The sequence below is a fragment of the Polyangium sorediatum genome (assembly GCF_029946465.1).
Classification (GTDB): Bacteria; Myxococcota_A; Polyangia; order Polyangiales; family Polyangiaceae; genus Polyangium; species Polyangium fumosum.
In genome coordinates, this window is record NZ_JARZHI010000001.1 from 397,684 (window position 1) to 423,534 (window position 25,851).

A 25,851-nucleotide genomic window follows, 5' to 3' on the forward strand; every position below is an offset into this window, starting at 1 on the left:
GGTCGTTGCGCCTTCAAATCGTTTGAGGACCCATGAACCAGCCTGCCCAGCACGCGCGCCGCGAGGACTCCATTGGTCGTGACGTCGACCCGAGCACCCTGAGCGACGACACGATCCGGCGCACCGTCATCCTCCTGCAGCAGACGCAGGCGCTCGCGAAGGTCGGCGGCTGGGAGCTCGATTGCCGCTCGAACCAGCTCTTCTGGACCGAGGAGACCTACCGCATCCACGAGACGCCGCCCGGCTTCGCGCCGGAGCTCGAGAGTGCGATCAACTTCTACGCGCCTGAGTGGGTCCCGGCGATCTCGAAGGCGGTCGAGCGGTGCGTGGGGGAGGGCGAGCCATTCGACCTCGAACTCGAGCTGCTCACCTACCACAAGCGCAGGCTCTGGGTGCGCGCGGCCGGCCACGCGCAGGTGGAGGACGGCGAGGTCGTGCGGATCTTCGGCGCCTTCCAGGACATCCACGACAAGAAGCGGCGCGAGCTCGAGCTCCAGGAAAAACTCGCGATCATCGAGCAGCAGCGCTCGACGATCCACTCCATGTCCGCGCCGATCATCCAGGTCTGGGACGGCGTGCTCGCGCTCCCCGTCGTGGGTCAGCTCGACGAGGCGCGCGCCGCGGACATCACCGAGCGCCTCCTCCAGACCGTGGTCTCGCTCGGCGCGGCGCAGGTGATCCTCGACCTCACCGGCGTCGAGACCGTCGACGACGCGACCGCCGATCACCTCCTGCGCATCATCCGCGCGACGTCGCTCCTTGGGGCGCAAAGCATCATCACGGGCGTTCGCCCCGCCGTGGCGCAGACGCTCGTCGCGCTCGGGGCCGACCTCACGAAGACGACCGTGCGGAGCAACCTGCGCGAGGCGATCAAGGCCGCGATGAGGTCGCCTTCCGACGCGCGTCCCCGGCGCTGAGCGGCGGCGCGGCCTTCGGCGCCCGCATCACCCACGGCCGCGTCATCGCGGCGAGCATCACTTCGAGCACGCCGCCCACGCGCGAGGGCGCCGCGCGAAACACCACCTCGAAGCCCGCCGCGCCCTCGCCACGAAGAGCGCGCTCGATCCGGAGAAGCTCCGCCTCCACGGCCTCTTCCTGCGCCGCGCGGCCCTTCGCCGTGTCCCGCTCGGCCGGCAGGGGCTCGCCGAACGAGAGCCACAACGTCGGCCGCTCCGTCCCGCCAAACTCGTACCGGAGCCCCACCGGCAGCGTGCGCGCCTTGCGCGAGACCCGCGCGATCTCCGCCGATCCCGGCCGAAACCCGAGCGGCCGCTCCGTGACCGGCCGCTCCTGCCCTTGCGGATACACCCACACGAGCTTGCCCGGCGTATCGAGCAGACGCGCCGCGTGGCGCATCCCGAGCGCGCCGTCCGCGGGTTTGTCGAGGTCCACGCCAAACGCGCCGACGAGCGAGAAAAAAGGCAGGCGCCGGAGGTTTTTCGCGTCCATCATCGCGTAGCCGTCCGTGCCGAGCAGGTGCGTCGAGACGTGCATCGCGACGAGCGGATCCCACCACGACGTGTGGTTCGAGACGACGAGCAGCGGCGCCTCCTTCGCGAGCGCCCGCGCCCGATCGAGCCCCTGCGCGCGCACCTCGCCGAACGTCGCCTGGATCCGCGAGCGCGCGTGGCCCGAGAACCACGTGTTGAACCAGGACACCTTGCGTGCAGGGATCATCGCCCCCTGCGGTTCGAGCGCGCGCACGCGTCGACGAGGAACTGCACCTCGGGCAGCGCCGGCGGCCCGACCTGCGCATCGCGGGCGACGTGCGGGAGCGGCACCCGCGGCGTGGGCGCGGCGAGCGCGCGCAGGAGCAGCCAGAGCTTGCGGCCGAGCGGCACGTACGCGCGGCTCGTCACGGAGTCGAAGCCCGCGCCAAAGACCACGCGCCCGATGTCGGCGTAGATCAAGCTCGCCGCGCGGATCGAGGCCCGGCAGTCGCGCGGCAGCATCGGGATCCCGAGGTCCGCGCGCGCGTAGAGCCCCGACGCGTGGCGCAAGAGCCGCTCCACCACGCCGCCGAGCGCCGCCGTGAACACGGGCCGCGCGACCCATGGTTCCACGTCGATCCCGGCCTCCTCCAGCCATGCGAGGGGCAGGTACACGCGCCCGTTTCGCGCGTCCTCGCCCACGTCGCGCGCGATGTTCGTGAGCTGCATGGCGACGCCGAGGTCACACGCGCGCGCGAGCGCCTTCGGGTCCCGCACGCCCATGAGCACGCTCATGATCACGCCGACCGTCGAGGCCACACGCGCGCAGTACGCGTGCAAATCGGAGAGCGTCTCGTACCGCCGCCCCGCGGCGTCCCAGGCAAACCCCTCGATGAGCGCTTCCATCACGGCGCGCGGCAGGTCGTGCGCGCGCGCCACGTCCGAAAACGCCCGATCGACCGGCGAATCGTGGGGGTTTCCCTCATAGGCCGCGGCGAGCCGCGCTTGCAGCGCCTCCACCGCGCCGGGCTCGCTCGCCTGATCGACCACGTCGTCGGCCACGCGGCAGAACGCGTAGACCGGCAGCATCGGCACGCGCACCCGCTTCGGCAGGAGAAGCGACGCGGCGAAGAAGCTCTTCGATCCTTTTCGCAAGAGCTCCCGACACGCGGCGAGATCGTCGGCCGTGGCCGTGCGCTCGGCAGGCAACGGGAGGAGCGGCGCGCCGAGGGTCATGGAGGGTTCAATGGAGCGAGGACGCATCGGGCACCAGCCTGTCGAGCACCCGCGCCGACGAGAGCACGCCTGGCAGACCCGCGCCTGGATGGGTCCCTGCGCCCACGATGTAGAGCCGCTCCACGTCCTCGCTCTCGTTGTGCGGCCGGAAGAACGCGCTTTGCGTGAGCACCGGCTCCATTCCGAAGGCCGCGCCGCGGAACGAGAGCAGCCGGTCCTGGAACTCCTGCGGATGTGTCACCCGCGAGGCCACGATCTCCTTTTCGAGCCCGGGCATCAGCGTCGTCGCGAGGTACCGCTCGACCTTCTTCCGATAGGGCTCCGCTTCTTTCTCCCAGTTCGTCCCGCTCGCCAGGTTCGGCACGGGCGAGAGCACGTAAAACGTGTCGCAGCCCTCGGGCGCGAGCGACGGATCCGTCGCCGTCGGCCGGTGCAGATAAAGGCTGAAATCATCCGCCAGCACGTGCCGCTGGAAGATGTCGTCCAGGAGCCCCTCGTAGCGCGGACCGAGGCAGATCGTGTGATGCGCGACGTGCTCGTAGGTTCGCTTCGTCCCGAAGTACCAGACGAAGAGCCCCATCGAATATCGTTGCTTCTCCAAACGTTCGTTCGTCCAGCGTTTGCGGACGTTGTCGTCGATGAGGTGGCGATAGGTCCAGGCCGAATCCGCGTTCGAAACCACCACCTCGGCCTCGATGCGCTCGCCGCTCGCGAGCTCCACGCCGCGCGCCCTTCGCCCGTCGAGCAGGATGCGTCGCACCTCCGCGTTGCAGCGGACCTCGCCGCCCTGGCCCTCGATGAGGCGCACGAGCCCTTTCACGAGCGCGCCCGTCCCGCCCATCGGGAAATGCACGCCCCACTTGCGCTCGAGGAATGCGATCAGCGTGTAGATCGAGGTCGTCGAGAACGGGTTTCCCCCGACGAGCAGCGGGTGGAAGCTCATCACCTGCCGCAGCCGGTCGTCCTTCACGTGCTTGGCGACGAGGTTGTAGACCGAGCGATAACTCTCGAGCTTCACCATGTCGGGGACGATCTTCGCCATGTCCCACCACGAGCCGAACGGCACGTGCGCGAGCTCCTCGAAGCCCACGCGGAAGATCTCCTCGCTCGTGCGGAGGAACCGCTCGTAGCCCTCCACGTCCCCCGGCGCGAGCGCGGCGACCTCCTTGCGCATCGCCGCAGCGTCCCCCGTGTAGTCGAACAAGGCGCCGTCGTGGAACCGGATGCGGTAGAAGGGGGTGACCGGCCGCATGTCGATGTCGTCGCTCATGCGCCGGCCCGCGAGCGTCCATAACTCTTCGAGCAAAAAGGGCGCCGTGATGACCGTCGGCCCCGCGTCGAAGGTAAAGCCGTTGATCCGGTGGACATAGGCTCGTCCGCCCGGAGCATCGAGCTTCTCCAGCACCGTCACCCGGTAGCCACGCGCGCCCAGGCGGACCGCTGCGGCCAGACCGCCAAAACCGCTGCCGATGACGACCGCGTGAGGCTTGGGGGTTGAACCTTGCATGCGGACAATATAAGGTCTGTATCAAGTTTGACAAAGGTTTCTCTTGGTCGGTCCTGACGATCGGTCGGGGCGACCGTGGAGAGCGATCCGTTGAGCCTCTACCGAATCCGCACCGTCTCGGAACTGACAGGCGTGAGCTCTGCGACGCTGCGCGCCTGGGAGCGTCGTTACGGCGTCCCTGCGCCGTCGCGAACGCCCTCCGCCTACCGGCTTTACAGCGAGGAGGACGTCGCGCTCATCGTCAAGATGCGCGACCTCGTGAAGGCGGGCATGGCGCCGGCCGAATCCGCGCGCCTCCTGCTCAGCGAGCCCGCGATCGTCGCCGCGCCCAGTGCGCCTCCGCCCGGCGCCGCGCCCCTCGATACCGACCCGTTCACCGCCGCGAAGGATCGGATCGTCGAGGCCACGCGCCGCTTCGACCCCGACGCGCTCGAAGAAGAAGTCTCGAAGACGCTCACCCTCGGCCCCGCCGTGGCGATCTTCGAACGGACGATCGGCCCTGCGCTCCGCGAGATCGGCGACCTCTGGCACGCGGGCATGATCACCGTCGCGCAGGAGCACTTTGCCTCCAACGTGCTCGGCGGCACCCTCATCCACCTCTTGCGCCTCGCGCAGCCGGCGGACGCCACGCGCCGCGTCGCGCTCGCTTGTTTCGCCGACGAAGACCACGTCCTCGGCCTCTACGGCGTCGGCTTGCGCTTTACTTCGTGGGGGTTCCGCACGCTCATGCTCGGGGCGCGCACGCCGCCGGCGGCGATCTCGCGTGTCGTCGATTCGCTCGCGCCCGACCTCGTGGGCCTCAGCGTCACCATCGCCCCGCCCGCGCCGCGCGCGCGCGAGCTCGTCGACGCCTATGCCGATGCTTGCCGCGGCGCTGCGTGGCTCATCGGCGGCGACGGCTCGGAGGCCATGCGCGCGTGGATCGAGGATCGCGGCGGCATTTACGTCGGCCGCGACCTCGCGGGCGCGCGGCAGACGATCGAGCGTGTCCTGGCGGCGCAGAAGCGGAGGCGCCCGTCGCGGGGCAGCAAGGATTGACGCGTCGAGCGCGTCAGCCTTCGACCTGCGCGCCGAGCAGCTCGATGAGCTTTTTCCGATCGGCTGTGCCGAGCGCGCCCGATCCGGCGAACAGCACGCGCCCGTCTTTGCCGACGAGGATCACGTTGCTCACGCCCTTGCGAATGCCGTAGGCCTTTCCGAACGAGCCGTCCCAGTCGCAGTAAATCGTGGTCTTCTGCTTTTTCGACTCCTCGCGGATCGCGTCCTTCACGAAGCCTTTCGCGGGCCACCAGTCGTAGCCGCTCACGTCCGCGACCGCGGCGAGCGCGATCTGTTGCTTGTACTTGTCGCCCTGGGCGAGCTTCGACAGGTCGTCCTTGAGCGGCTGGTTTTGCGCTGCGGAGTCCTTGTCTTCGTATACGATGAGGATCGGCTTGCCCTTGAGAGAGCTCATCTGCAGCGCGCGTCCGTCGGCGTCCTCCACCCGCGCATTCGGGGCTTCGGCGCCTTCCTTGGGCAGCGCGAGGGAGACCCCGGGCACGAGCGCGGCCACGAGCGCGGCCGCCGAGACGAACTTCGAAGCTTTTCCCTTGGAGCTCATCGCCGAATCCTCCGCGTAACACGCGTCCCGTTGAAGCTGTACACTCTTTGTACAAGGTTCGACGCCGATGTCAATCTTTGTTTCGTGTTCATACGGTCGCGCCGCGGGGGACGGGGCGGGGGCGGGCCCGTGGCGGGTGGGGTGGGGGTGGGTTGCGGGGGCGGCTCTTGACAGCGGCCGACCCATGTAGAGATTGCAGGTCGTCGGAGCCCGGGTGGCGGAAGAGAATCGAGAACGGTTCTCCGCGCTTGGGGATGCGTGCACGAGACGGGACCGAGCGCGCGTTCGCGGTCGGGGCATGGTTTGCCCTGCCGGCGGCGCCTCGGGGCCCGTGGGGGCAGAGCCACGCCCTGCGAGGGCATACGGAGGCGACCATGTTGATGCGATTCGGTGACGTGAACAGGACCTTTGCTGCGATGGATGAGCTGCGCCGGAGAATGGACCGGCTCTTCGACGAGTACGAGCCGCGCGGGGGCGCCTGGCCGCGATCGACCTTCTTCTTCGAGCCCTTCGAGGCCGGGCTTTCGTCGCGCACGGTCGCGACGTGGCCGCGCCTCTCGGTGTACGACAAGGGCGAAGCGCTGGTGATCGCGGCGGATGTTCCCGGAATGAAAGAATCGGACATCAAGCTGGAGATCGATCAGGACGTGCTCACGCTCTCGGGCGAGCGCAAGGCCGACATCCCGGAGGGTTATGCGCTCCACAAGAGGGAGCGCGCCCCGGTGAAGTTCTCGCGCAGCGTGTCCTTGCCTTGCAAGGTCGACACGGAGAAGGCGAGCGCGGTGCTGAAGGACGGCGTCCTCACGCTCACGCTGGCGAAGTCGCCCGAGGCGCAGCCCCGGAAGATCTCTGTGAAATCGGCGTCGTGAAATCGATTCTGGAAGGAAAAGGAGAGAGCAGCCATGAACGCGCAGACCAGCCGTGACGAGCGGGACCATCAGACCGAGGCGCCGGAGACGCGGCGCGGCGTGGCGCCCGCGGTCGATATCTTCGAGAACAAGACCGAGCTCTTGATCGTCGCCGACCTGCCCGGCGTCGGCCCCGGCGACATCGCGGTCCGCCTCGACAAGAACGAGCTCACGATTGCGGGCAAGCGAGCGAGCGCGCCGGAGGGCAACGCCCTCGCCGTCGAGGGCCGCCCGGGGGATTTTTCGAGGACCTTCCTGGTCCCGCAAGGCATCGTGGCCGACGGGATCACGGCCGAGGTGGCCCAAGGCGTCCTCAAGGTCCGCCTGCCGAAGGTGTCTTCCCAGAAGCCTCGGCAAATTGCGGTCAAGGCGAGCTGATCACCTTTCGCGGCGCCCGGCGGTCGGCGTACTCTCGACCGTATGCGCCTGCGCCGCCGCCTCTCCCGCCTCGCCCTCCTTGTCCTCGCTCAGGCCCTCGCGAGCTGCGGCCCGGGACCCACGGTCGTCACGGGCCCGCAGTCCGCGGAGTTCGGCGGCGCGGGCGACAAGAATGGGGGCCCCGCGGGCGACCTCCCGATCGTCCCCGTGCGCTGGGAGGAGCAGCCGACGCAGACCCTGGAGATCGCCGGGGGCGATCGCAGCGGGGCGCCCGTCTCGCTCACCTCGCCCGACGGCGTCGGCCTCGTGATCACCGCGCTCGAGGTCGCGGCGGCCGTCGAGGATCCGCTCGCCTTCACCGAGCTCCATTTCACCTTCAAGAACCCCGAGGATCGCACCATCGAGGGCCGCTTCGAGCTCGTCCTGCCGCCCGGGGCCACGATCAGCCGGTTCGCCATGAAAAACGCGGACGGCTGGAAAGAGGGCGAGGTCGTCGAGCTCCAGGCGGCGCGGGTCGCGTACGAGGATTTCCTCCACCGCAGGGCCGACCCGGCGCTGCTCGAAAAGCAGGCCGGAAATCGCTTCCAGGCTCGGGTTTTCCCCATTCCTGCCTCGGGCGAAAAAGAGCTCATCGTCTCCTATTCGCAGTCGCTCGCCTCGCGCGGCGATCCTTACCGCGCCTATCTTCGGGGCTTGCCGCGCATCAGCAAATTCGACATGCGCGTCATCGAGCGCCGCCGCGGGGACAAGGGCGAGCCCGTGCGCCGCATGCACGCCTTCAAGCAGGCCGATTTCGCGCCGGACCGTGATTTCGTGCTCCCGCTCGGCGCGGGCGGAGCGTCGGCCGTCGGCCTGCGCCATGAGGAGCTTGCGGTCGCGCGGGTCACGCCCCTCGCGGAGAATCGCCCCGAGCCGGTCCGGGATCTGCTCGTCCTGCTCGACACGAGCGCCTCGCGCGCGCTCGACCTCTCCACCCAGGCCGAGCGGCTCGCGGCCTTGCTCGCGGCGCTGCCGGACGAGGCGGGCAGTGACATGCCGATCGCCGTCGCGTGCTTCGATCAGGGGCTCGAACCCGTGTACATGGGGCCCAAAAAGGGGTTTGGCCGCAAGGAGATCGAGACGATCCTGCAGCGCAAGGCGCTCGGCGCCTCCGACCTCGGGCTCGCGCTGGAGAGCGCGGCGGGGTATGCAAAAAAGCAGGGCGGCCGCTTCACGCGCGCCTTGCTCCTCACGGACGGCATTCCCACGGCCGGGCCCACGACGCCCGGCGAGATCACGGCCGAGCTCGGCAAACTCCGGGACGCAGGCATTCGCAGGCTCGACGCCATCGTGGCCGGCGGCATTCGCGACGAGGCGCTCCTGCGCCGGCTCACGACGGGCTCATTCCCGCAGGACGGCGTGGTCCTCGACGCGGCGGAGAGCCCGCGCGCGCTCGCCGATCGCCTCGGCCGCGCCACCGTCTCGGGCCTCAAGGTGCGCGTCCCCGGCGCGAAATGGGTGTACCCGGAAAAACTCGACGCCGTGCAGCCCGGCGACGAGGCGCTCGTGTATGCGGAGATCCCGCCGAGCGCGCCCTTCGAGGTCGAGGTGCAGGGGCCTTCCGGCACGGCGCGGACGAAGGTCGCGACGGAGTTTGCCGAGCGCCCGCTGCTCGAACGCGCGGCGACGCAGGCAAGAATCGAGCGCCTCTCCCTCGAAAGGGAGACGGCCCCGGACGAGGGCCGGCGCGCGGCGATCGGGCGCGAGATTGTCTCGCTCTCGACGCGCTTCCGGGTGCTCTCCGACCTCACGGCGCTGCTCGTCCTGGAGACCGAGAACGATTACGCTCGGTTCGGCATCGACCGGACCGCGCTCGCGGACATCCTCGTGGTCGGCCGTTCGGGCGTCGAGCTGCAAAGCCGCAAAGGTGGCCCCGTGGCCGTCGCCGCGGGCTCGGACGAGCCCCCGAAGGTCGCCCAGGAAAAAAACGAGAGCGAAAACAAAGAAAGCAAAAAGAAGGATACCGGCGCCCCGGCCGCGCAAGCCGCGGCGGCCCCGGCGGCCGAGGCAGCGGCGCCGCCTCCTCCTCCGCAATCGGAGACCCTTTCCCGGGAAGAGCTCGCGCGCGAGGCCAAAACCGAGCCCGCCGATGCCGAGCCGCCCCCGTCCCCGCGCCCCGCGAGCACGCCTCGCGCAGCCGCAAAGGCAGCACCGGCCGCGACCGCGGCCTCGGGCGCATCACGCCCCCGCAGCAGCGAGGCCGAGTCGATCCTCAATCCTTTCGACGACGCGCCGAGCACTTCCTGGCGACCGCCGCCGAACCGTAGGCCGCCGCCGCCGCCGCCCCGGCCGCCGAGCGAATTCGAGGACGACGAGGACGAGGGTGACTCCGGCGTCCTGCCCTACGAGGGCAAATTCGCCGACGTCATGAGCCTGATCCAGGCGAAGAAACACGCCGAAGCGCTCTCCCTGGCCTCCGCGTGGCGCACGGCCGAGCCGGGCGACGCGCTCGCGCTCGTCGCGCTTGGCGAATCGTTCGAAGGGCTCGGCGACCTCCCCCAGGCCGCGCGCGCCTACGGCTCGATCATCGACCTCTTCCCGTCCCGCGCCGACCTCCGCAGGTTTGCCGGCGCGCGGCTCGAGCGCATTGGCAATCGCGCCGACGGCGTCTCTTTCCTCGTCGTCGATACCTACGAAAAGGCCGTCGCGTCGCGCCCCGATCATCCCTCTGGGCACCGGCTCCTCGCGTATGCGCTCGCCCGCGCCGGAAAGTTCGCCGAGGCGTTCGAGGTCATCACCGCGGCGTTCGCGCGTCGTTATCCGAGCGGCCGTTTCGCCGGCGTGCGCCGCGTCCTCGCCGACGACGTCGGCATCCTCGCCGCAGCGCTCCTCCGCGCCAAACCCGAGCGCCGCGCCGAGGTGGAGAAGACGTTGCGCGAGATCGGCGTCCCCCTCGCCAAGCGCCCCTCGCTCCGGTTTGTCCTCACGTGGGAGACGGACGCGAACGACGTCGATTTCCATATTCGCGACAGTCGCCGCGGACACGCCTATTACAGCCACCGAAAGCTCCGCTCAGGCGGCGAGCTCTTCGCCGACGTCACCACGGGGTATGGCCCCGAGTGTTTCGCCATCGAAGGCCGCGCCGCGGCCTACCCGTATCGCCTTCAGGCCCATTATTACTCGAAGGGCCCGATGGGCTACGGCATGGGAAAACTCCAGATCGTCGAGCACGACGGAAATGGAGAGATCCGGCTTGAAGAGCGGCCGTTCGTGGTCATGACCGACCGCGCGTTCGTGGATCTCGGGGTCGTCACCGGCAAGCTGCCGGCGCCGCGCTGAATTCGCTGACGCTCGCGTGACCGTTCAGACGAGCGTGCGAATCAGCTCGTCGAGCGAACCGGTGCCGGCCACGAATGCGCGCCGCAGCCGCTCCGCCGGCCGCACGTCCGGGGTCCGCCCGCAGGCGGCTTGCGCCTCGTGGAGCAGCCGCGTCTCGGCGCTCGTGAAGCGGCCGTCGATGATCGCCGCCGAGAGCAGGACCTGCAGCGCCATTCGTTGCTCCGCGGACGGCAGGCGCGCAAGGATGTCGAGGAACACCCGCGAATCGTCGATCCCGTCCGGCAACGGATCGTCCACGCGCCGCAGGACCTCGACGAGCACCGCGTGCAGATTGGGGTGCAAGTCCTCCGTGCGCACGATCGAGCTCGCCACGGCGCGCACGAGCGCGAGGCGCCCCTCGGCCGAAAGCGTGATTCCCTGATCGAAGATCGCGCCCACGAGCTCACGCGCGGCCGAGGGGCCCATCACCCGGATCTTCGCCTCGCGCAGCACGACCCAGCAAACGATCCCGTTCCACGCGGCCGTGCCGGGCACCGCGACGAAAGGCAGCCACGTGCGCACGAGCGCGCGGCCGGCCAGGCGACGGACGAGCACCTTCACCGCGAAATTGGTGACGCTCACCTTCACCTTGTAGAGCAGCGACGCGATCGCCAATTTGAATTTCGATGCCTCGCGCCGCGGATCGACCCCGAACACGCGCTCCGTCGGGTTCGGCAATTCGAGCGCGGCGCGCGCGAGCGCCGCCGCCACGGCCGCCCCATCGCCGCTCGTCTCGGTCGCGAAAGGATCGAGCCCCGCGGCGCGGGAGAGCTGATGCACGGCGCGGAGCGAATCCCAATAAAGATACAAGATCTCCGCCACCGCCGCGACGATCGTCACGCCGCCGACGAGCGCCCAGTATCGCGCGGCCACATCGAAACTCGCGTGATCGGCCCCGAAGAGCCGATCCGCGAGCACCTCCGCGCCGGCCGCGAGCGCCGCGCTCACCGCGCCCGCGACGCTCGCGCGGATCACGGCGCCGCGCACCACGACCGAGAGGTGGCGTCGCTCCTCGGCGTTCAGCACGCTCACCGCGTCGGCCGAAGCGACGCGCGGCAAGGACGCCGAGAGCCGGCGAAAATAACGCACCCCGAGGCGTTCGAGCAGCGGAGCTTTCGTCTCTACTTGTGCCGCCGGATCCGTCCCGCTCGCGCTGACCATGCGAGTTCCGACGATACACGAATAAAGCTTGACGTGCGGCGAATCTTTGCGTTTGCTCGGCTCGCGGGGCGGGCCTCGTGGCCAAGGGACCTCGAAAGGAGAGTGCGCGTGGGCGTCGTCACGTTCGACAAGACCGGGGAGAAAGTGAATCTCGGCGCGATCAGCGAGTCGCCGCCCGGCGGGTTGACGCGCGAGGCGGCGGCGCGGGAGCTCGAGGAGCTCGGCGAGGAGCTGTTCGAGCTCCAGGATCTCCTGTGGGGCGCGCGCACGCATTCGGTGCTCGTCGTTCTTCAGGGCCGCGACACCGCGGGCAAGGACGGCGCGATCAAGCACGTCGTGGGCCTGCTCAATCCGCGCGGCGTGCACGTCACCTCGTTCGGCGTGCCCACCGAGGAGGAGCGCGAGCACGATTTCCTCTGGCGCATTCACCGCCACACGCCCCGCAAGGGCGAGTTCTCGATCTTCAACCGCTCCCATTACGAAGACGTGCTCGTCGTGCGCGTCCACGACCTCGTCCCTCGCGACATCTGGGGCGAGCGATTCGGCCACATCCGCGATTTCGAGGAGCTGCTCTGCGAGCACGGCACGATCGTGCTGAAGTTTTTCCTGCACATCAGCAAGGACGAGCAGAAGAAGCGCCTCGTCGAGCGAGAGCAGGACCCGCGCACCGCCTGGAAGCTGAACCCCGGCGACTGGAAAGAGCGCGAGAAATGGGGCGAGTACACCGATGCCTACGAGGACGCCATCTCGCGCACCTCGACGAAGCGCGCCCCGTGGACGATCGTGCCCGCGGACTCGAAATGGTACCGCAACCTGGTCATCGCCCGCGAGCTCGCGCAGACGCTCCGACCCTACAAAAAGGTCTGGCAGGAGAAGCTCGACGCGGTCGGCCGGGAGCGCAAGGCCGAGCTCGACGCCTATCGGACCCGTCGATAGATCCGGACCCCGGGGCGCCTTGCCATGCGAAGGATGATTCTCGGCGCGGCGATCGGTTTATCCCTCGCGGGCGCGGCCTGCAAGAACGCGGAGGAACCTCCGGTCGAGGTCGAATCCGCCGAGAATGCCACGGCGAGCGCCGCGCCCCTCGCTCGGCCCGAGCCGCCGCGGCCGGAGAACCGGGCGCGTGAGGCCCCGCCGCCTCCGAGCCCCTTCCTCGTCGGGGCCCCGCCGGTCGACCCGCCACCCTTGCCCGAGCTGTCGCCACGCGTGGACGCCGCGCCCGCGGATATCGGCGCCGCGGACGCGGGTCGAGCCGTCGTTCGCCCACCGCCGCCGCCCCCTCCGCCCTCCGACGATCCCGACGGCTGGCGGCGCAACCGCTGAGGCGCCCGCAGCGGCTCAAGCCCGCGGCTTCGCGAACAGATCCTTGATGAAATCGAGCACCGTGAGGTTCTTGTAATCGCGGAACTCGCCCGCATCGAAATATGCGCCGCCGCAGGTCGAGCACGTCTCGTACCAGAGGTGCGTCTGCGCCGGGTCCACCATTCGCACGAGCGGGTTTCCGTCGCGTGGACAGCGCACGTACGGGATCGTGTTGTTTTTCCGCCCGGTCTTCGGATCTCCCGAGTCGATGATCTCCGAGCCACGCATCGATTTGAGCCGCTCGTTCTCGCGGCTGTCGAACCAGAGACCTTTGCAGCCCGTGCAGCGATCGACCTCGACGTCCTCGAACACCACGATCTCCATCACCGCTTTGCATTTGGGACAGTTCACGGTCGCCTTCCTCTCGGCTCGCCCGAGCGAAATCCTTTGGGGTGCGCGCGACGCGCCCCGATGAGCCCGAAGGCGGCGAGGGCCGCCCAAAAAGCGCCCGCCTCGCCGCCCGGGACCCCCCGCGCGAGGCCACAGGCACAATCGCCCGGCGGCTCCTTTCCCGGGATTTCCCCGGGCGGCACGCCAGCGTCCACCGGCCCTGCGCCGCCTGCGCCGCCTGCGCCGTCACAGGACACCGGATTCAGCATCGTCTGCAACATCGGCCAGCGCGGCTCACAAGACGAGCGCGTCGTGCTGCCTGCGGGGCAGGGGAGCGGCCCGCAGAGATCGGCGAGGCGCGAGGCCACGCCGAACGTCGAGCCCGCGGTCACGGACAAACCCACGGAGAAGCCGTCGAGCGCCTCCTCGGTGCATGCGTACACACCCGGCTCCGCCCAGCGCAAACACCGCGCGTGCAATCGAGACACCTGCTCGAAAGCCCATTCCGGCGCCGGCGAGCGCCAGATGCCGTCCTTTTCGCCGCCCACGACGAGCGCGCTGCCGTCGGGCGACAGGGAAAACCCCAAGAGCGCTCCTTCCCCGACGAAAAGCTCCTCCCACGTCTTCGCGCCGTCCGCCGAATGGAGCAACCTCCCCGGGGCGCCGTCGAGCCGCACGTACACCCGGTCCGCGTCCGCCGGATCCACCGCGCCGATGAAGGGGCCGCGCGTGTCGTCGCTCCCGGGCACCGGCGTGATTTCGTGGGTCTTTCCGCCGTCCGTGGACCGAAGCACGACGCCCATCGGCATCGATCCGCCGAGCACGCCGCTCACGTAGACGATCGAAGGCTCCGGCGTGAGATCGACCGTCAATCCGCGCAGATTGTCCGGGAAACCGGCCTCCGCGTCCGTGAACGACGCGCCGCCGTCCTCGGTCCAGAAGAGCCGCGTATCAAAGCTCGCGCCGAGCGGCGTGGACGTGAGCACCACGGCGCGGGCTGGGTTTTTCTTGTCCACCGCGAGATCGATGACGAGCTTTCCTTCGAGCGCGCCTACCCGCGAAAATCCGCAGCCGTCGGGCGTCGAGACCGTGAGCCCATCGGGCAACCCCACGAGCAGCGCGCCGCCCGCGGTGATGCCGATCGGCGGGTCCCAGATCCCCGCGAACGACATCGCCTCCTCGCACACCCACGACCAGCGCGCGCCCCCGTCCGTGCTCACGACGAGCCCGTACGTCGCCCGCAAGACCACGTGCGCCGGATCCATCGGATCGACCTCGACGTGCCCGGCCGAAGGAAATCGACCATTCGCGAGCGCCGGGCCCGCAGGCAAGGCGAGCGTCGCGGCGAGGACGGCGAGGCCTCCGAGGCGCCTCATGGCAAACAATGCCCCTGGAAGCAATTCAAATTCGGGACGCAGTCGATGCTCGTGTTGCAATGGCCGCCCTCGGGGCACTTCTTGGGGCACGGGCCGCCGCAATCCGGGTCCGTCTCGCCGGCGTTCTGGTAGCCGTCGGCGCAGGTCGGCGTGCACGTGAGCTTCACGGGATCACACTCGCCGCCTTTGCAATCCGCGTGGACGAGGCACGGGTAGAACGGCGGGCATTTCACGTCGCACGAGCCGCCGCAGTCGTAGCTCGTCTCGTCGCCGTTGTGCTCGCCGTCGAAGCAGGAGGGCGTCGAGCAGACGGCGCTGCCCGCCGGGCCCTCGCAGATCTTGCTCGCGCAATCGAGCCCGTTCGTGCACGGCGCGCCCGGGGCGCATCCGGTCGGACAAACCACGCCGCAATCGATCCCCGCCTCGTTCCCATTCTGCACGCCGTCCGCACACGAGGGGCCCGCGCACACCCCGGCCACGCACGACGCGGTGTCGCAATCGATCCCGCCCTCGCAAGCGCCGCCCACGCCGCATTTCACGCAGTCCGACCCGCCGCAATCGACGTCCGTCTCGGACCCGTTCTTCACGCCGTCCGAGCAGGTCGGGATCGCCGCGCAGACGCCGGCCTCGCAGAACCCCGAAACGCAATCCGCGTCGATCTCGCAGGTCACGCCGAGCGGACACGCGGGGCACGTCGGCCCGCCGCAATCCGCGCCCGTCTCCTCGCCGTTCGTCGCTCCGTCTTTGCACGTCGGCGCGCACGTGCCCGCCTCGCAGAGCCCGCCCACGCAATCGTCATGTGCGACGCACCCTGCGCCCGGCCCGCAATTCGCGACGCACGACCCGCCGCAATCGATGTCCGTCTCGTCGCCGTTCTCGATCGTGTCGCTGCACGTCGCCGGGATGCACGTTCGATCGGGCCCACACTTGCCGCTCGCGCAGTGCACGCCGGCCGTGCACTCCACGCAATGACCCTTGCCGTCACACGCAGCCCCGCCCTCGTCGCAGGGCGCCCCGATCGGCTGGTTGTCGAAGCCGCAGCGACCATCCTCGAAGCATCGCGGCTCGCCACACGCGGAGGCGAGCCCCGGACAATCGGCGTCGCTCGTGCACGAAAACGCGCCGCCCGCGCCGCCTTGCCCGCCCGCGCCGCCCGCGCCGGTCGACGCGGACGAGCTTCCGGACGCGGACGAGCTTCCGGACGACGAAGCGGACGACGCGTGATCTTTGGGGATTCGACGTTCGTCGACGTCGGTGAGGAGGACACACCCGGGGACGGGCGCGAGCAGGACGAACGCGAGGAAGGGCGCCTCTCGAACGAACGAAACGAGGCGCGCCGGGGGGATCATCGAGTCCCCCCGGAAATTACCACGACTTCACGTGCCGCCGCTCTTTGATCTCCTGCGACAGCATCTCGACGAAGCCCGCGAGCGGCATCGCCTTCTGCTCCTTGATGCCGTACCTGCGCACGGTCACCGTCTGCTCCGTCTCTTCCTTGCCGCCGACGACGAGCAGGATCGGCACCTTCCGCGTCGCGCCCTCCTGGATCTTCTTGCCCATCGTGGCCGAGCTCGTGTCGAGCTCCACGCGCACGAGGTCCTCGCGGAGGAGCGCCTCGATCTTCTTGCCGTACGCGAGGAACTTGTCGCTCACGGGGATGACCACGACCTGCACCGGCGCGAGCCACGTCGGGAACGCGCCGCCGAAGTGCTCGATGAGGAACGCGATGAAGCGCTCGTGCGTGCCCATCGGCGCGCGGTGGATGCAGTACGGCGTCTTCTCCTTGCCGTCCTTGTCCGTGTACGCGAGCCCGAAGCGCGCCGGGACCGCGAAATCGAGCTGGTTCGTGGAGAGCGTGAACTCGCGGCCCGTCACCGTGATGAACTGGAAATCCACCTTTGGCCCGTAAAACGCCGCCTCGCCGGGCGAGAGCTTGTAGTTCGCCCCCATCTCCTCCAGCGCCTCGGTCACGAGCCGCTCCGAGAGCGCCCAGTTCTCCGGATCGTCGACGTACTTCGCTCCGCGCTTCGGATCCGCCGGGTCCCAGAGCGACAGACGCATGAAGTAGTTCGTCAATCCGAACAGCGCGTAGTACCGCTCGTGGAGCTTCATGACGGCCTGGAACTCCTCCTTGAGCTGCTCGGGCGTCACGTAGATGTGCGCGTCGTTCATCGCCATGCCGCGCACGCGGGTGAGGCCCTGGAGCGCGCCCGCGCGCTCGAAGCGGTAGACCGAGCCGTACTCGGTGTAGCGCAGCGGCAGATCGCGGTACGAGTGCTTCTCCGAGGCGAACACCATGTGGTGGTGCGGGCAGTTCATCGGCTTGAGGTAGTACGACTCCTCGGGCCCGCCCGCGCCGCGCCCCTCCTCTTCGAGGACCATCGGCGGGTACATGCCGTCCTCGTAGAGCGGGATGTGCCCCGAGGTCTCGTAGAGGCCGCGCTTCGTGATGTGCGGCGTCGCGACCTTCTTGTAGCCCGCGCGGAACTCCATCTCGTGCGCGAGCTTCTCGAGCTCGTGCCGGATCGCCGCGCCGTTCGGCAGCCAGAGCGGCAGGCCCTTGCCGATCTCGTCGCGGATCGCGTAGATGCGAAGCTCTTGCCCGAGCTTGCGGTGGTCCCGCTGCTTGGCCTGCTCCACGGCCGCGACGTACTCGTCGAGCTCCGCCTTCGTGTTGAACGCGTAGCCGTAGATCCGCGTCATCATCGCGTTGCGCTCGTCGCCGCGCCAGTACGCGCCCGCCAGCGCGTGCAGCTTGAAGGCGTCCGCCGGGATGTCGCTCGTGCTCGAAACGTGCGGCCCTTCGCACATGTCGACGAAGCCACCGTTTGTGTAGAAACTAATTTCGCGGTGGCCCTTCTTGTCCGCGAGCTCCCGCGCGTACGCGGCCTTGAAGGGCTCGCCCATCTGGCCCTCGATGCGCGTGAGGGCCGCGTCGAGGGGCAGGTCCTCGTGCGAGAAGGTCTGCGCCGCCGCGATGATGTCGCGCATCTTCGCCTCGATGGCGGGCAGCTCCGTGTCGCTCAACGTCTTCGGCAGGATGAAGTCGTAGTAGAAGCCGTCGTCGATGGCCGGGCCGAACCCGAGCTTCGTCCCCGGGTAGAGCGTCTGGACCGCCTGCGCCATGACGTGAGCGAGCGAGTGGCGGATGCGAAACAGCTTCTCGTCCTGGGGTTTCTCTTCGATGACGGGCATGACTCGGATCTCTCGGTTGGGCTCGGCCCTGTCCACCGGCCGAGCCCTCTCGGTCGAGGCCCCGGCCAGCACAAAGCTCTTGGTTTGGGGCGCAGAACGTGCGCCACCGCGGCCCCGAAAGCAAGCGAGGTCCGCCCGCGCTGGCCGCCTCCGGGTCGGAAAAACGCCCGGGGGAGCGCAGGCCGAGGTTGCCTCCGAGGGGCCACCTCGCTACCTTCCGCGCGCTTTGCGGCGCGGTGCGCCCGGGGCGCACACTTTCGAGGAGTAGTGAAGGCATGAGCGGCCACTCCAAATGGGCCACGATCAAGCGCAAGAAGGGCGCGCTCGACGCGAAGCGCGGCAAGCTCTTCACGAAGCTGATCAAGGAGATCACCGTCGCGTCGCGCATGGGCGGGGGCAACGTCGACGGCAACCCGCGCCTGCGGAAGGCGGTCACGGATGCGCGCAGCCAGGCGATGCCCGCCGACACGATCAAGCGGGCGATCCAGCGCGGCACCGGCGAGATCGAGGGCGTGAACTACGAGGAGATCGTCTACGAGGGCACGGGCCCCGGCGGCACGCTCTTCATCGTCGACGTGATGACGGACAACAAGAACCGCACCGTCGCCGAGGTCCGCAAGATCTTCGAGAAGCACAACGGCCAGATGAGCTCGGGCGGCTCGGCGGCGTGGGCCTTCGATCGCAAGGGCCTCATCACGCTCGCGAAGGAAGCGGCGACCGAGGACCAGCTCATGGAGATCGCCGTGGGCGCGGGCGCCGACGACTACACCGACCAGGGCGAGGAGTGGCAGGTGACGTGCAGCGTCGAGCTCACGGACCCCGTCGTGAAGGCGCTCGAGGACGCGAAGATCGCGGTGAAGTCGAGCGGCCCTGCGTACGTCCCGAAGAACAAGAAGCAGGTCGAGGGGCGTGACGCCGAGCTCTGCTTGAACCTCTTCGACACGCTCGACGATCACGACGACACGCAGAACGTCTACGCTGACTTCGACGTCTCCGAAGAAGAGCTCGCCCGCATCGCGGGTTAAGGCACACAGAAGGAGGGGATCTTCCGCGTCGGAAGGCCCCTTCTGCGTGTGGAGCAACATTCGGACTCGGACGAGCGCTGCAACGAGCCTGGGGAAGGACCGTCTTACGAGGCCGCCCACGTGATCGCGTGGGCCTCGATCAAGACGGTCCCTGATACCCTCTGCCTTCGCATCGGAAGGAGACCCCATGGCTGACTTTGGCAAGCTCGTGCTTTCGGTCCTCGCGTTCCCGGCGTTGCTCCTCGCCTCGTCCCAGGCGCTCGCCATCACGACCCCTCCCGAGTGCGGGAAATTCGATTTCAACAAGAACGGCCTCGGCTGCGAGATCCGCGTCGAGGGCGGCTGCGAAGCCGACTGCACGTCGATCCGGTTTACCGCCGGCTGCGAGGGTGGATGCACCGTGTCGGCGTCGGCGTCGTGCACCAACAACTGCGGCGAGAGCTGCATCGCGGAGTGCGACCCCTCGAAGCTCGATTGCATCCAGGGCTGCCACGACGAATGCGAGCAGCCGTTCATCGCGGATTGCCAGGCGAACTACCCGCAGCGTGATTGCGTGACGGACGCGAAGGCGAGCTGCACCAGCCGCTGCCGCAGCCAGTGCCAGGTGCAGCCGAGCAACTGCATCGAGCACTGCGACACGTGCTGCACGGGCGCGTGCACGGCGAACATCAACATGGACTGCGACCTCACCTGCTACGCGAAGCTCGAAGGCGGCTGCAGGGTGCAGTGCCAGGAGCCCACGGGCGCGCTCTTCTGCAACGATCAGTACGTGTTCGCCTCCGACGTGAAGGGCTGCATCAGCGCCCTCCTCGAGCAGGGCCTCCAGGTCGACGTTTCGGCCCAGGCGCAGGGCGAGTGCACGATCACGCTCGGCGGCGCGGATTGCGCGGGCTCGGGCGAGGCCAGCGGGCTCGGCTGCTCGGCGTCGCCGGGACAAGCCGAGTCGCCCTTCGCCATGACGGGCATCGCGCTCGGCCTCGCGGCGATGGGCATCTCGGCCTCGCGGCGTCGCAATCGCAAGAACGGCTGATCCGCTCGCGCGATCGAGGCGGAGTCGAGGCGCTCGCGGGCTGTCCGCGGGCGCTTCGCCATTTCGGGCTCAAGGGCTCCAGATCGGGAACTCGAACACGCCCCACGTGAAGAGCGCGTGCGCGAAGAGGGCCGGCGGCAAGCGATCCATCCGCATCGCGAGCCGCCCCCACACGAGCGAATAGGCGACGCCGGCCGCGACGAGCAGCGGGTTCGGCCCCACGCGCGTATCGCCGAGCAGGAACATCGTCGGCAGGTGCGCCACGCCAAACAGCGCCGCCTGCAGGAGCCACGCGCGCAGCCACCCGAACGGCGCGAGCAGCACGCGCTGCACGAGGCCCCGCCAGACGAGCTCCTCCAGCGCCGCCACCACGAAGACCACGCCCCCGAGCAGGTGACGCCCCTCCGCCGACGGATCCCCGAGCGTGGCGTAGACGTGCATGATCCACGCGGCCCGCGGCGACGGCGGCGACGTCACGAGCAGGTGCACGCCCGTCGCCACGCCGTACAGCACCGCTGCCACGATCGCGCCCACGGTCAGATCCCCGCCGCGCGGCCGGAGCTGCTCGTCGAGCTCGCCCCGCGCGCGCAGGCGCCACACCGTGAACGCCGCGAGCGCCGCGTACACGATCACGAGTGAGCCGAGCATCCACGGCGTGCCCGCGTGCTCGTCCGAGAACGCAAACCCCACGGCGAGCCCGCTCGCCACGGTCACGCCGCCCGCGATGAGGAGAGCCTCGCGCTTCGACGTGGGCTCGGCTTCGACGTCTTCGCTTGTGTCGACGTCCTCGTCCGGGGTTTCGTCGTCCGGGGTTTCGTCGTCCGAGGCCTCGCTCACCGGCACCTCTGCGCCACGCGATCGAGGATGTGATCCGCGAGATCACGCTTCGACAGGACCCCGAACGCCTCTGCGCCGTGCGAGGTCACGATCGTCGCCCGGTTGTCCTCGCGGCCGAACGAGTCCTGCGCGTGGTTCGCCACCACCATGTCCACGCGCTTCGCCTGGAGTTTTCCGCGCGCGTACCCCACGATCCCCGCGTCGTCGGCCGTCTCCACGGCGAAGCCCACGAGCACCGGCCGCGCCCCCGTCCGCGCCGCGCCCACCTCGGCGAGCAGATCCGGATTCGGGACGAGCTTGATCTCGAGCGGCTCCGCCGAGCGCTTCCGCTTCGTCGTGCTTTGCTCGGCGGGCCGGTAGTCGGCGACCGCGGCCGACATGATCAGCGCGTCCGCGCGCCCGAGATCGGCGCCCATCACCTCCCAGAGCGCCTCCTTCATCGCGAGCGCACTCCGCACGTCGACCCGCGTCACGCCCCGCGGCGTCGCGAGCGCCACCGGCCCCGAAACGAGCGTCACCGACGCGCCTCGCGACGCCGCGCGCTCCGCGATCGCGAAGCCCATCTTCCCCGTCGATCGGTTGCCGAGGAAGCGCACCGGATCGAGGTCCTCGACCGTCGGCCCCGCCGTCACCACGATCCGGATCCCCACGAGATCCCGCGTCTCCACGGCCGCGAGCGCCGCGTGCGTGATCTCCTCGGGATCGGCCATTCGCCCCATGCCTCGTTCGCCCGAGGCCACCTCGCCCTCGATCGGACCGATCAGCGACACGCGCCCATCGGCCGCGAGCGTCGCCACGTTCCGCATCGTCGCCGGGTGCGCCCACATGCGCGGGTGCATCGCGGGCGCCGCGAGCACGGGCCCGCGCGCGCAGAGCACGAGCGCGGTCAGCAGATCATCCGCGCGGCCCGCGGCGAGCCGCGCCAGGAGATCCGCCGTCGCCGGCACGATCAACACGAGATCCGCGGCGCGCCCGAGCTCGACGTGTTTCTCTCCGGGGTAGCCCGGATCGAACATCTCCTCGTGCACCGGCTCGCCCGTGATGCCGGCGAGCGTTTGAGGTCCCACGAATTCGCGCGCCGAACGGGTCATCATCGGGACGACCCGCGCTCCGGCCTTCTTCAGCAGCCGCGCCACCTCCACGGCCTTGTAGGCGGCGATGCTGCCGCTCACGGCGAGCACGATCGTCGGGGGGACGGACGAGGGGAGAGCGGCGATCACGGGGCCGGAAAGGTTGCACGAAATGGGGCGAGCGTACATGCCCCCCGCCGCGGTAGGCTCCGGCCGTGTCCGACGCGCCTGAAACCTCTTCGACATCCGCCGATCCTCACGCCGCGCAGCGCGCGCGCCGGGACACGCTCGCGGCCGAGGCGGACGAGCTCGCGCGCCGCTCCGCGCGCCTCTCGGGCCTCCGCGGGCTCCTCTTCCTCGTGGCCCTCGGCTCGCTCGGATACGGATTTTTCCGTTCGCTCCCGACGCTCGGCTGGGTGCTCGTCGCGCTCGGCTGGGTCGTGTTCATCGCCGTCGTGGCCGTGCACGGCGCGCTCGTCACGCGTGAGTCCGAGGTGCAGACGCGGCTCGGGATCGTGGATCGCTCGCTCGCTCGCCTCGCCGGCAAATTGCCCGACGCGCTCCCGCACGGGCCCGCGGCCGAGCCGCGCCATCCGTATGCGGTCGACCTCGACGTCTTCGGATCCGCCTCGATCTTCCGCCTCCTCGACGAGACGCGCACCACGCCCGGCACCACGACCCTCGCGCGCTGGCTCGGCGAGCGCGCCTCGCCCGCCGAGATCGCGGCCCGACAGGAGGCCGTGCGCGAGCTCGCGGGCATGCCTGCGTTCCGGGAAGACCTCGCCACGATCGGCGCCTCCGCGGGCACGCGCGGCCGCCCCACCGAGCCTCTCGTCACATGGGCCGAGGCCGAGCCCGTGCTCCGTGGCGGTTTTGCGCGGACGCTCGTGCGCGCGGCGTTCGTCCTCGTGCCGCTCACCGTGGGCCTCTTTGCGCTCTCGCAGGGGCTCGGGAGCGCGCTCCCGCCGCTGCTCCGCCGGGCGTACCTCGTCCCGTTCGTCCTCCAGGTCGTCGTCCTTTTCCTCATCAGCGCGAAGATCCAGCCCGTGCTCGCGCAGGCCGCGTCGAAGGAGGCACCGTTTGGCCGATACCGCGACCTCTTCGCGCGCATCGAGGCCGAGCCGCTGCGCGCGCCGCGCCTCGTCGAGCTCCGCGCGGCGCTGCTCGGCGGCGACGACGGCGCCTCGGCGTGCCGCGAGCTCGCCACGTTCGAGCGTGTCCTCGGTTTCGTCGAGCTCCGCCACTCGGGGCTCGTGCACATGCTCGCGAACGTCTTCTTGCTTTGGGACGTCTTCTGCATCGCCGCGCTCGAGCGTTTCCGCCTGCGCGCGGGGCGCCACGTGCGCGGCTGGTTCAAGTCCCTCGGCGAGATCGAGGCGCTCGCGAGCCTCGGCGCGCTTGCGTACGAGCATCCGACGTTCACGTTTCCCGTCGTCGAGGAGGGCCCGCCGTGCTTCGTGGCCGAGCGGCTCGGCCATCCGCTGATCCCGACGCGCTCGCGCCGGGAGAATGACCTTTCGATCGACGGGCCGGGGCGCGGGATGCTCGTCACGGGCTCGAACATGAGCGGCAAGAGCACGTGGCTCCGCTCGATGGGCCTCGCGGCCGTGCTCGCGCAGGCGGGGGCGCCCGTGTGCGCGAAGAAGCTCCGCATGACGCCGCTCTCGGTGCGCACGAGCATGCGGATCAGCGACTCGCTCGAGGAGGGCGTCTCGCATTTTTATGCCGAGCTCGAGAAGCTCAAGTCCGTGGTCGACGCGGCGGATTGCGACGAGCCTGTCTTTTTCCTCCTCGACGAGGTCCTCCACGGAACGAACTCGCGCGAGCGCCACATCGGCGCGCGCGCCGTCGTCGTCCACCTCCTCGACAAGGGCGCGATCGGCGCCGTCACCTCGCACGACCTCGCGCTCGCGGACCTCGAAGAGCAGACGGGCGGCCGCGTCGTGAACGTGCATTTCGAGGAGCACGTCGAGGAGGGGAAGATGACGTTCGATTACGTGCTCCGGCCCGGCGTCGTCTCCACCACGAACGCGCTCCGGCTCATGCGGCTCGTGGGGATCAACGTCGCGCTCCCCGAGGCGTGACGAGATTCGCCGCGATGTTGATCTGCGGGCCCCACGTTCCGTAGAATCGACGTTCGCTTTTCCTCGCTCGGTCTCTGGGGCCTCGCCCCGAGGAGCCTCGCCATGGTCCGACGAAGACGAACCTACCTGCGCCTCGCCGCCGTGGGGCTCGTCTCGCTCTTCGCTTCCGCGCTCCCTTCGGCCTGCGCGCTCGACGTGTACGGCTCGTTCGATCCTGACGCGCCCTGCACCGTCGGCGTCTCGGCGCCCTGCTACTCGGGCCCGCTCGGCACGGCCGGCGTCGGGGCCTGCAAGTCCGGCACGCACGTTTGTCGTATCGATCGCACGTTCGGCGCGTGCTTGGGCGAGGTCGTCCCCCAAAAGGAAGATTGCTTCGCGCCCGGGGACGAGGATTGCGACGGCAAAGCCCTCGGGGACGACGAGTGCCTCTGCGCGCCCGGCGACACGCTTCCGTGCGAGACGGGGCAGCCCGGTGTATGTGCGGGCGGCGTCCGCACGTGCACGCCCGACGGCCTCTCCTTTGGGCCCTGCCTCCCCGCCATTACACCTCTCCCCGAGGATTGCGCGACCGAGGCCGACGACGATTGCGATGGCATCGCGCCCGGATGCACGGGGACCACCGATCTCGGCCTCTCTCGTGGCGGCCCGCTCTCGGACGTGGCGTTCGGCGTCGCGACGAATGGACTCGTCCACGCGACGGCCGGCGTGGTCGACGGCAACGTGACATTCCGGACCGTGAGTGCCGGCTCGTTTTATGTGGATCGGCGCCTTCCGAACCTCACCTCGATGTGGAGCCTGGAGGTCCCTGCCATGGATGGCAAGGCGCTGGCGCGTGGCGTCGCGGTCGCGGCCGGGTCCGGGGACATCCTCGCCGCGGGGGAATTCCAGGGCTCGATGAATTTCGGCAATGGCAAGATCCTCACGAGCGCGGCGAGCGACGTCGATTCCTTCGTCGTCGCGGTGAACGCGGGCGGCGCCGTGCGGTGGGCGCGGGCGTTCGGCGACGACCAGGTCCAGAGCGTGAACGCCGTTGCGGCCGGGCCGGATGGGTGGATCGCGGTCGCGGGCGAGGCGTCGGGCGTCGTCAATTTCGGCGGCGGCGACCACACGGCGAGCGGCGCCGACGGATTCGTGGCCATCCTCGACGCGGACGGCAACCACATCTGGAGCCGCGTGTTCGGCGACGCCGCCCCGCAGGCGGCCTACGGCGTGGCGTTCACGGCCAGCGCCGATGTCGTCGTGGCGGGTGAATTCGACGGCTCGCTCGATCTCGGCAGCGGCGTCCTGCAATCGGCGGGTGGCGGCGACGCCTTCGTGGCGCGGCTCTCGGGCATCAATACGAACTCGAAATGGAGCGTCAAGATCGGCGACGACGCGTCCCAGCAGCGCGCCTACGCGGTCGCGGTCGGCCCCTCGGACGAAATCGCGGTGACGGGGATGTTCGCCGGATCGATCACGGTCGCTGGCACGACGCTCACCAGCATGACGTCGGTGGACGCATTCCTCCTCGTCTTCGAGCCCGACGGCGCGCTCCGTTTCGGAAAAAAGCTCGGCGACACGACCGGCGGTGATCAGATCGGCACGGCCGTCGCGTTCGACGCGGCGGGCAACGTCGTCGTGACCGGCAGCTTCGACGGCGCCATCGATTTTGGCGCCGGCGCGGTCCCCTCGGCGGGGGCCTCCGACGTGTTCGTCGCGAAATACGGGAGCGTCGACGGCGCGCTCCTCTGGGCGAGGACGGACGGCGACGACCAGGCGCAACATGCCTTTGGCGTCGCGGCCTTGCCGGAGTCGAGGACGCTCCTCGCGGGCGGGTTTGCCGGGACGATCGAATTCGACGCCCCGGTCGCGCCGCTCGTGAGCCAGGGCGAGCACGACGTGTTCGTGACGCGCCTCGCGCCCTGAGCCCGGGATTTCGACGCGGAGAATTTGCGGGCAATCGTTCATCGATTTCGCGTATCCTCT

Annotated in this window: 22 protein-coding genes; 11 read left to right on the forward strand and 11 right to left on the reverse strand. The window is 69.5% G+C overall.

The features are described from left to right. Nucleotides 1-32 precede the first annotated feature (32 nt). On the forward strand, nucleotides 33-917 hold the full coding sequence (locus QHF89_RS01660; RefSeq protein WP_136965312.1) for an STAS domain-containing protein: 885 nt from the start codon (nucleotides 33-35) through the stop codon (nucleotides 915-917). Here the strand turns inward: QHF89_RS01660 and QHF89_RS01665 are convergent. The 3 genes from QHF89_RS01665 to QHF89_RS01675 are packed head-to-tail and all read right to left on the reverse strand — an operon-like array spanning nucleotide 871 to nucleotide 4,173. Further along, entirely contained in the window at nucleotides 871-1,677 is an 807-nt protein-coding gene (locus QHF89_RS01665) for a lysophospholipid acyltransferase family protein (RefSeq protein WP_136965313.1), read from the reverse strand. The two genes, QHF89_RS01660 and QHF89_RS01665, sit on opposite strands and share 47 nt — an antisense overlap. After that, nucleotides 1,674-2,666: a phytoene/squalene synthase family protein gene (locus QHF89_RS01670; protein WP_136965314.1), complete on the reverse strand. Its 993-nt coding sequence runs from the start codon at nucleotides 2,664-2,666 to the stop codon at nucleotides 1,674-1,676. The genes QHF89_RS01665 and QHF89_RS01670 overlap by 4 nt, the downstream gene beginning before the upstream one ends. Nucleotides 2,667-2,673: 7 nt before the next feature. Then, nucleotides 2,674-4,173: a phytoene desaturase gene (locus QHF89_RS01675; protein ID WP_136965315.1), complete on the reverse strand. Its 1,500-nt coding sequence runs from the start codon at nucleotides 4,171-4,173 to the stop codon at nucleotides 2,674-2,676. Between the two features lie 90 nt (nucleotides 4,174-4,263). Here QHF89_RS01675 and QHF89_RS01680 point away from each other — a divergent pair, with 90 nt between their 5' ends. Further along, nucleotides 4,264-5,211 carry a MerR family transcriptional regulator gene (locus QHF89_RS01680; RefSeq protein ID WP_136965316.1) on the forward strand — a complete coding sequence of 316 codons (948 nt, stop codon included), beginning with the start codon at nucleotides 4,264-4,266 and terminating at the stop codon, nucleotides 5,209-5,211. A gap of 13 nt (nucleotides 5,212-5,224) precedes the next feature. Here QHF89_RS01680 and QHF89_RS01685 read toward each other — a convergent pair whose 3' ends face one another. Beyond that, entirely contained in the window at nucleotides 5,225-5,773 is a 549-nt protein-coding gene (locus QHF89_RS01685; RefSeq protein WP_136927494.1) for a YtfJ family protein, read from the reverse strand. Nucleotides 5,774-6,147: 374 nt separating this feature from the next. Between QHF89_RS01685 and QHF89_RS01690 the strand changes: the two genes are divergently transcribed. From QHF89_RS01690 to QHF89_RS01700, 3 genes are read left to right on the forward strand one after another with little or no spacing between them, the layout of a single operon-like run. Continuing rightward, nucleotides 6,148-6,642: an Hsp20/alpha crystallin family protein gene (locus QHF89_RS01690; protein WP_136965317.1), complete on the forward strand. Its 495-nt coding sequence runs from the start codon at nucleotides 6,148-6,150 to the stop codon at nucleotides 6,640-6,642. Between the two features lie 33 nt (nucleotides 6,643-6,675). Continuing rightward, nucleotides 6,676-7,059, forward strand: a complete 384-nt coding sequence (locus tag QHF89_RS01695; RefSeq protein ID WP_136965318.1) for an Hsp20/alpha crystallin family protein — start codon at nucleotides 6,676-6,678, stop codon at nucleotides 7,057-7,059. Between the two features lie 42 nt (nucleotides 7,060-7,101). After that, nucleotides 7,102-10,377 (forward strand): VIT domain-containing protein, encoded by a 3,276-nt coding sequence (locus QHF89_RS01700; RefSeq protein ID WP_136965319.1) that lies wholly within the window; start codon nucleotides 7,102-7,104, stop codon nucleotides 10,375-10,377. Nucleotides 10,378-10,401: 24 nt separating this feature from the next. On the opposite strand, the gene QHF89_RS01705 is transcribed toward QHF89_RS01700, so the two are convergent. Next, complete coding sequence (locus QHF89_RS01705; protein WP_136965320.1) at nucleotides 10,402-11,577, reverse strand: LBF_2804 family protein; 1,176 nt, start codon at nucleotides 11,575-11,577, stop codon at nucleotides 10,402-10,404. Nucleotides 11,578-11,685: 108 nt separating this feature from the next. Here QHF89_RS01705 and QHF89_RS01710 point away from each other — a divergent pair, with 108 nt between their 5' ends. Together QHF89_RS01710 and QHF89_RS01715 are read left to right on the forward strand one after the other, a co-directional pair. Then, nucleotides 11,686-12,513, forward strand: coding sequence for a PPK2 family polyphosphate kinase (locus tag QHF89_RS01710; RefSeq protein ID WP_136965321.1), 828 nt, complete (start codon nucleotides 11,686-11,688; stop codon nucleotides 12,511-12,513). 24 nt (nucleotides 12,514-12,537) lie between these two features. Beyond that, entirely contained in the window at nucleotides 12,538-12,900 is a 363-nt protein-coding gene (locus QHF89_RS01715; RefSeq protein ID WP_136965322.1) for a hypothetical protein, read from the forward strand. A gap of 15 nt (nucleotides 12,901-12,915) precedes the next feature. Here QHF89_RS01715 and QHF89_RS01720 read toward each other — a convergent pair whose 3' ends face one another. Genes QHF89_RS01720 through thrS form a run of 4 tightly spaced genes read right to left on the reverse strand, consistent with a single transcriptional unit; the run spans nucleotide 12,916 to nucleotide 17,840 of the window. Then, nucleotides 12,916-13,290, reverse strand: a complete 375-nt coding sequence (locus QHF89_RS01720; protein WP_136927488.1) for a zf-TFIIB domain-containing protein — start codon at nucleotides 13,288-13,290, stop codon at nucleotides 12,916-12,918. Beyond that, complete coding sequence (locus QHF89_RS01725; protein ID WP_136965323.1) at nucleotides 13,287-14,645, reverse strand: WD40/YVTN/BNR-like repeat-containing protein; 1,359 nt, start codon at nucleotides 14,643-14,645, stop codon at nucleotides 13,287-13,289. Before QHF89_RS01725 ends, QHF89_RS01720 begins: the two co-directional genes overlap by 4 nt. Beyond that, on the reverse strand, nucleotides 14,642-15,994 hold the full coding sequence (locus QHF89_RS01730) for a hypothetical protein (protein ID WP_136965324.1): 1,353 nt from the start codon (nucleotides 15,992-15,994) through the stop codon (nucleotides 14,642-14,644). The genes QHF89_RS01725 and QHF89_RS01730 overlap by 4 nt, the downstream gene beginning before the upstream one ends. A gap of 16 nt (nucleotides 15,995-16,010) precedes the next feature. Next, nucleotides 16,011-17,840, reverse strand: a complete 1,830-nt coding sequence (gene thrS / locus QHF89_RS01735) for a threonine--tRNA ligase (protein ID WP_136965325.1) — start codon at nucleotides 17,838-17,840, stop codon at nucleotides 16,011-16,013. A 275-nt stretch (nucleotides 17,841-18,115) separates the two neighbouring features. Here thrS and QHF89_RS01740 point away from each other — a divergent pair, with 275 nt between their 5' ends. Continuing rightward, the gene (locus tag QHF89_RS01740) at nucleotides 18,116-18,865 is read left to right on the forward strand and encodes a YebC/PmpR family DNA-binding transcriptional regulator (RefSeq protein WP_136965326.1); all 750 of its coding nucleotides are present in this window, start codon (nucleotides 18,116-18,118) and stop codon (nucleotides 18,863-18,865) included. A 187-nt stretch (nucleotides 18,866-19,052) separates the two neighbouring features. Beyond that, nucleotides 19,053-19,895 carry a hypothetical protein gene (locus tag QHF89_RS01745; protein WP_136965327.1) on the forward strand — a complete coding sequence of 281 codons (843 nt, stop codon included), beginning with the start codon at nucleotides 19,053-19,055 and terminating at the stop codon, nucleotides 19,893-19,895. 69 nt (nucleotides 19,896-19,964) lie between these two features. Here the strand turns inward: QHF89_RS01745 and QHF89_RS01750 are convergent, their stop codons facing one another. Next, a complete protein-coding gene (locus QHF89_RS01750) occupies nucleotides 19,965-20,732 on the reverse strand; it encodes a CPBP family intramembrane glutamic endopeptidase (protein ID WP_136965328.1) in 768 nt (255 codons plus the stop codon). After that, on the reverse strand, nucleotides 20,729-21,952 hold the full coding sequence (coaBC, locus tag QHF89_RS01755; RefSeq protein ID WP_284719906.1) for a bifunctional phosphopantothenoylcysteine decarboxylase/phosphopantothenate--cysteine ligase CoaBC: 1,224 nt from the start codon (nucleotides 21,950-21,952) through the stop codon (nucleotides 20,729-20,731). The genes QHF89_RS01750 and coaBC overlap by 4 nt, the downstream gene beginning before the upstream one ends. A 65-nt stretch (nucleotides 21,953-22,017) precedes the next feature. Between coaBC and QHF89_RS01760 the strand changes: the two genes are divergently transcribed. After that, nucleotides 22,018-23,886, forward strand: coding sequence for a MutS family DNA mismatch repair protein (locus QHF89_RS01760; RefSeq protein ID WP_136965329.1), 1,869 nt, complete (start codon nucleotides 22,018-22,020; stop codon nucleotides 23,884-23,886). A 102-nt stretch (nucleotides 23,887-23,988) separates the two neighbouring features. Further along, a complete protein-coding gene (locus QHF89_RS01765) occupies nucleotides 23,989-25,791 on the forward strand; it encodes a WD40 repeat domain-containing protein (protein ID WP_136965330.1) in 1,803 nt (600 codons plus the stop codon). Nucleotides 25,792-25,851: the final 60 nt, after the last annotated feature.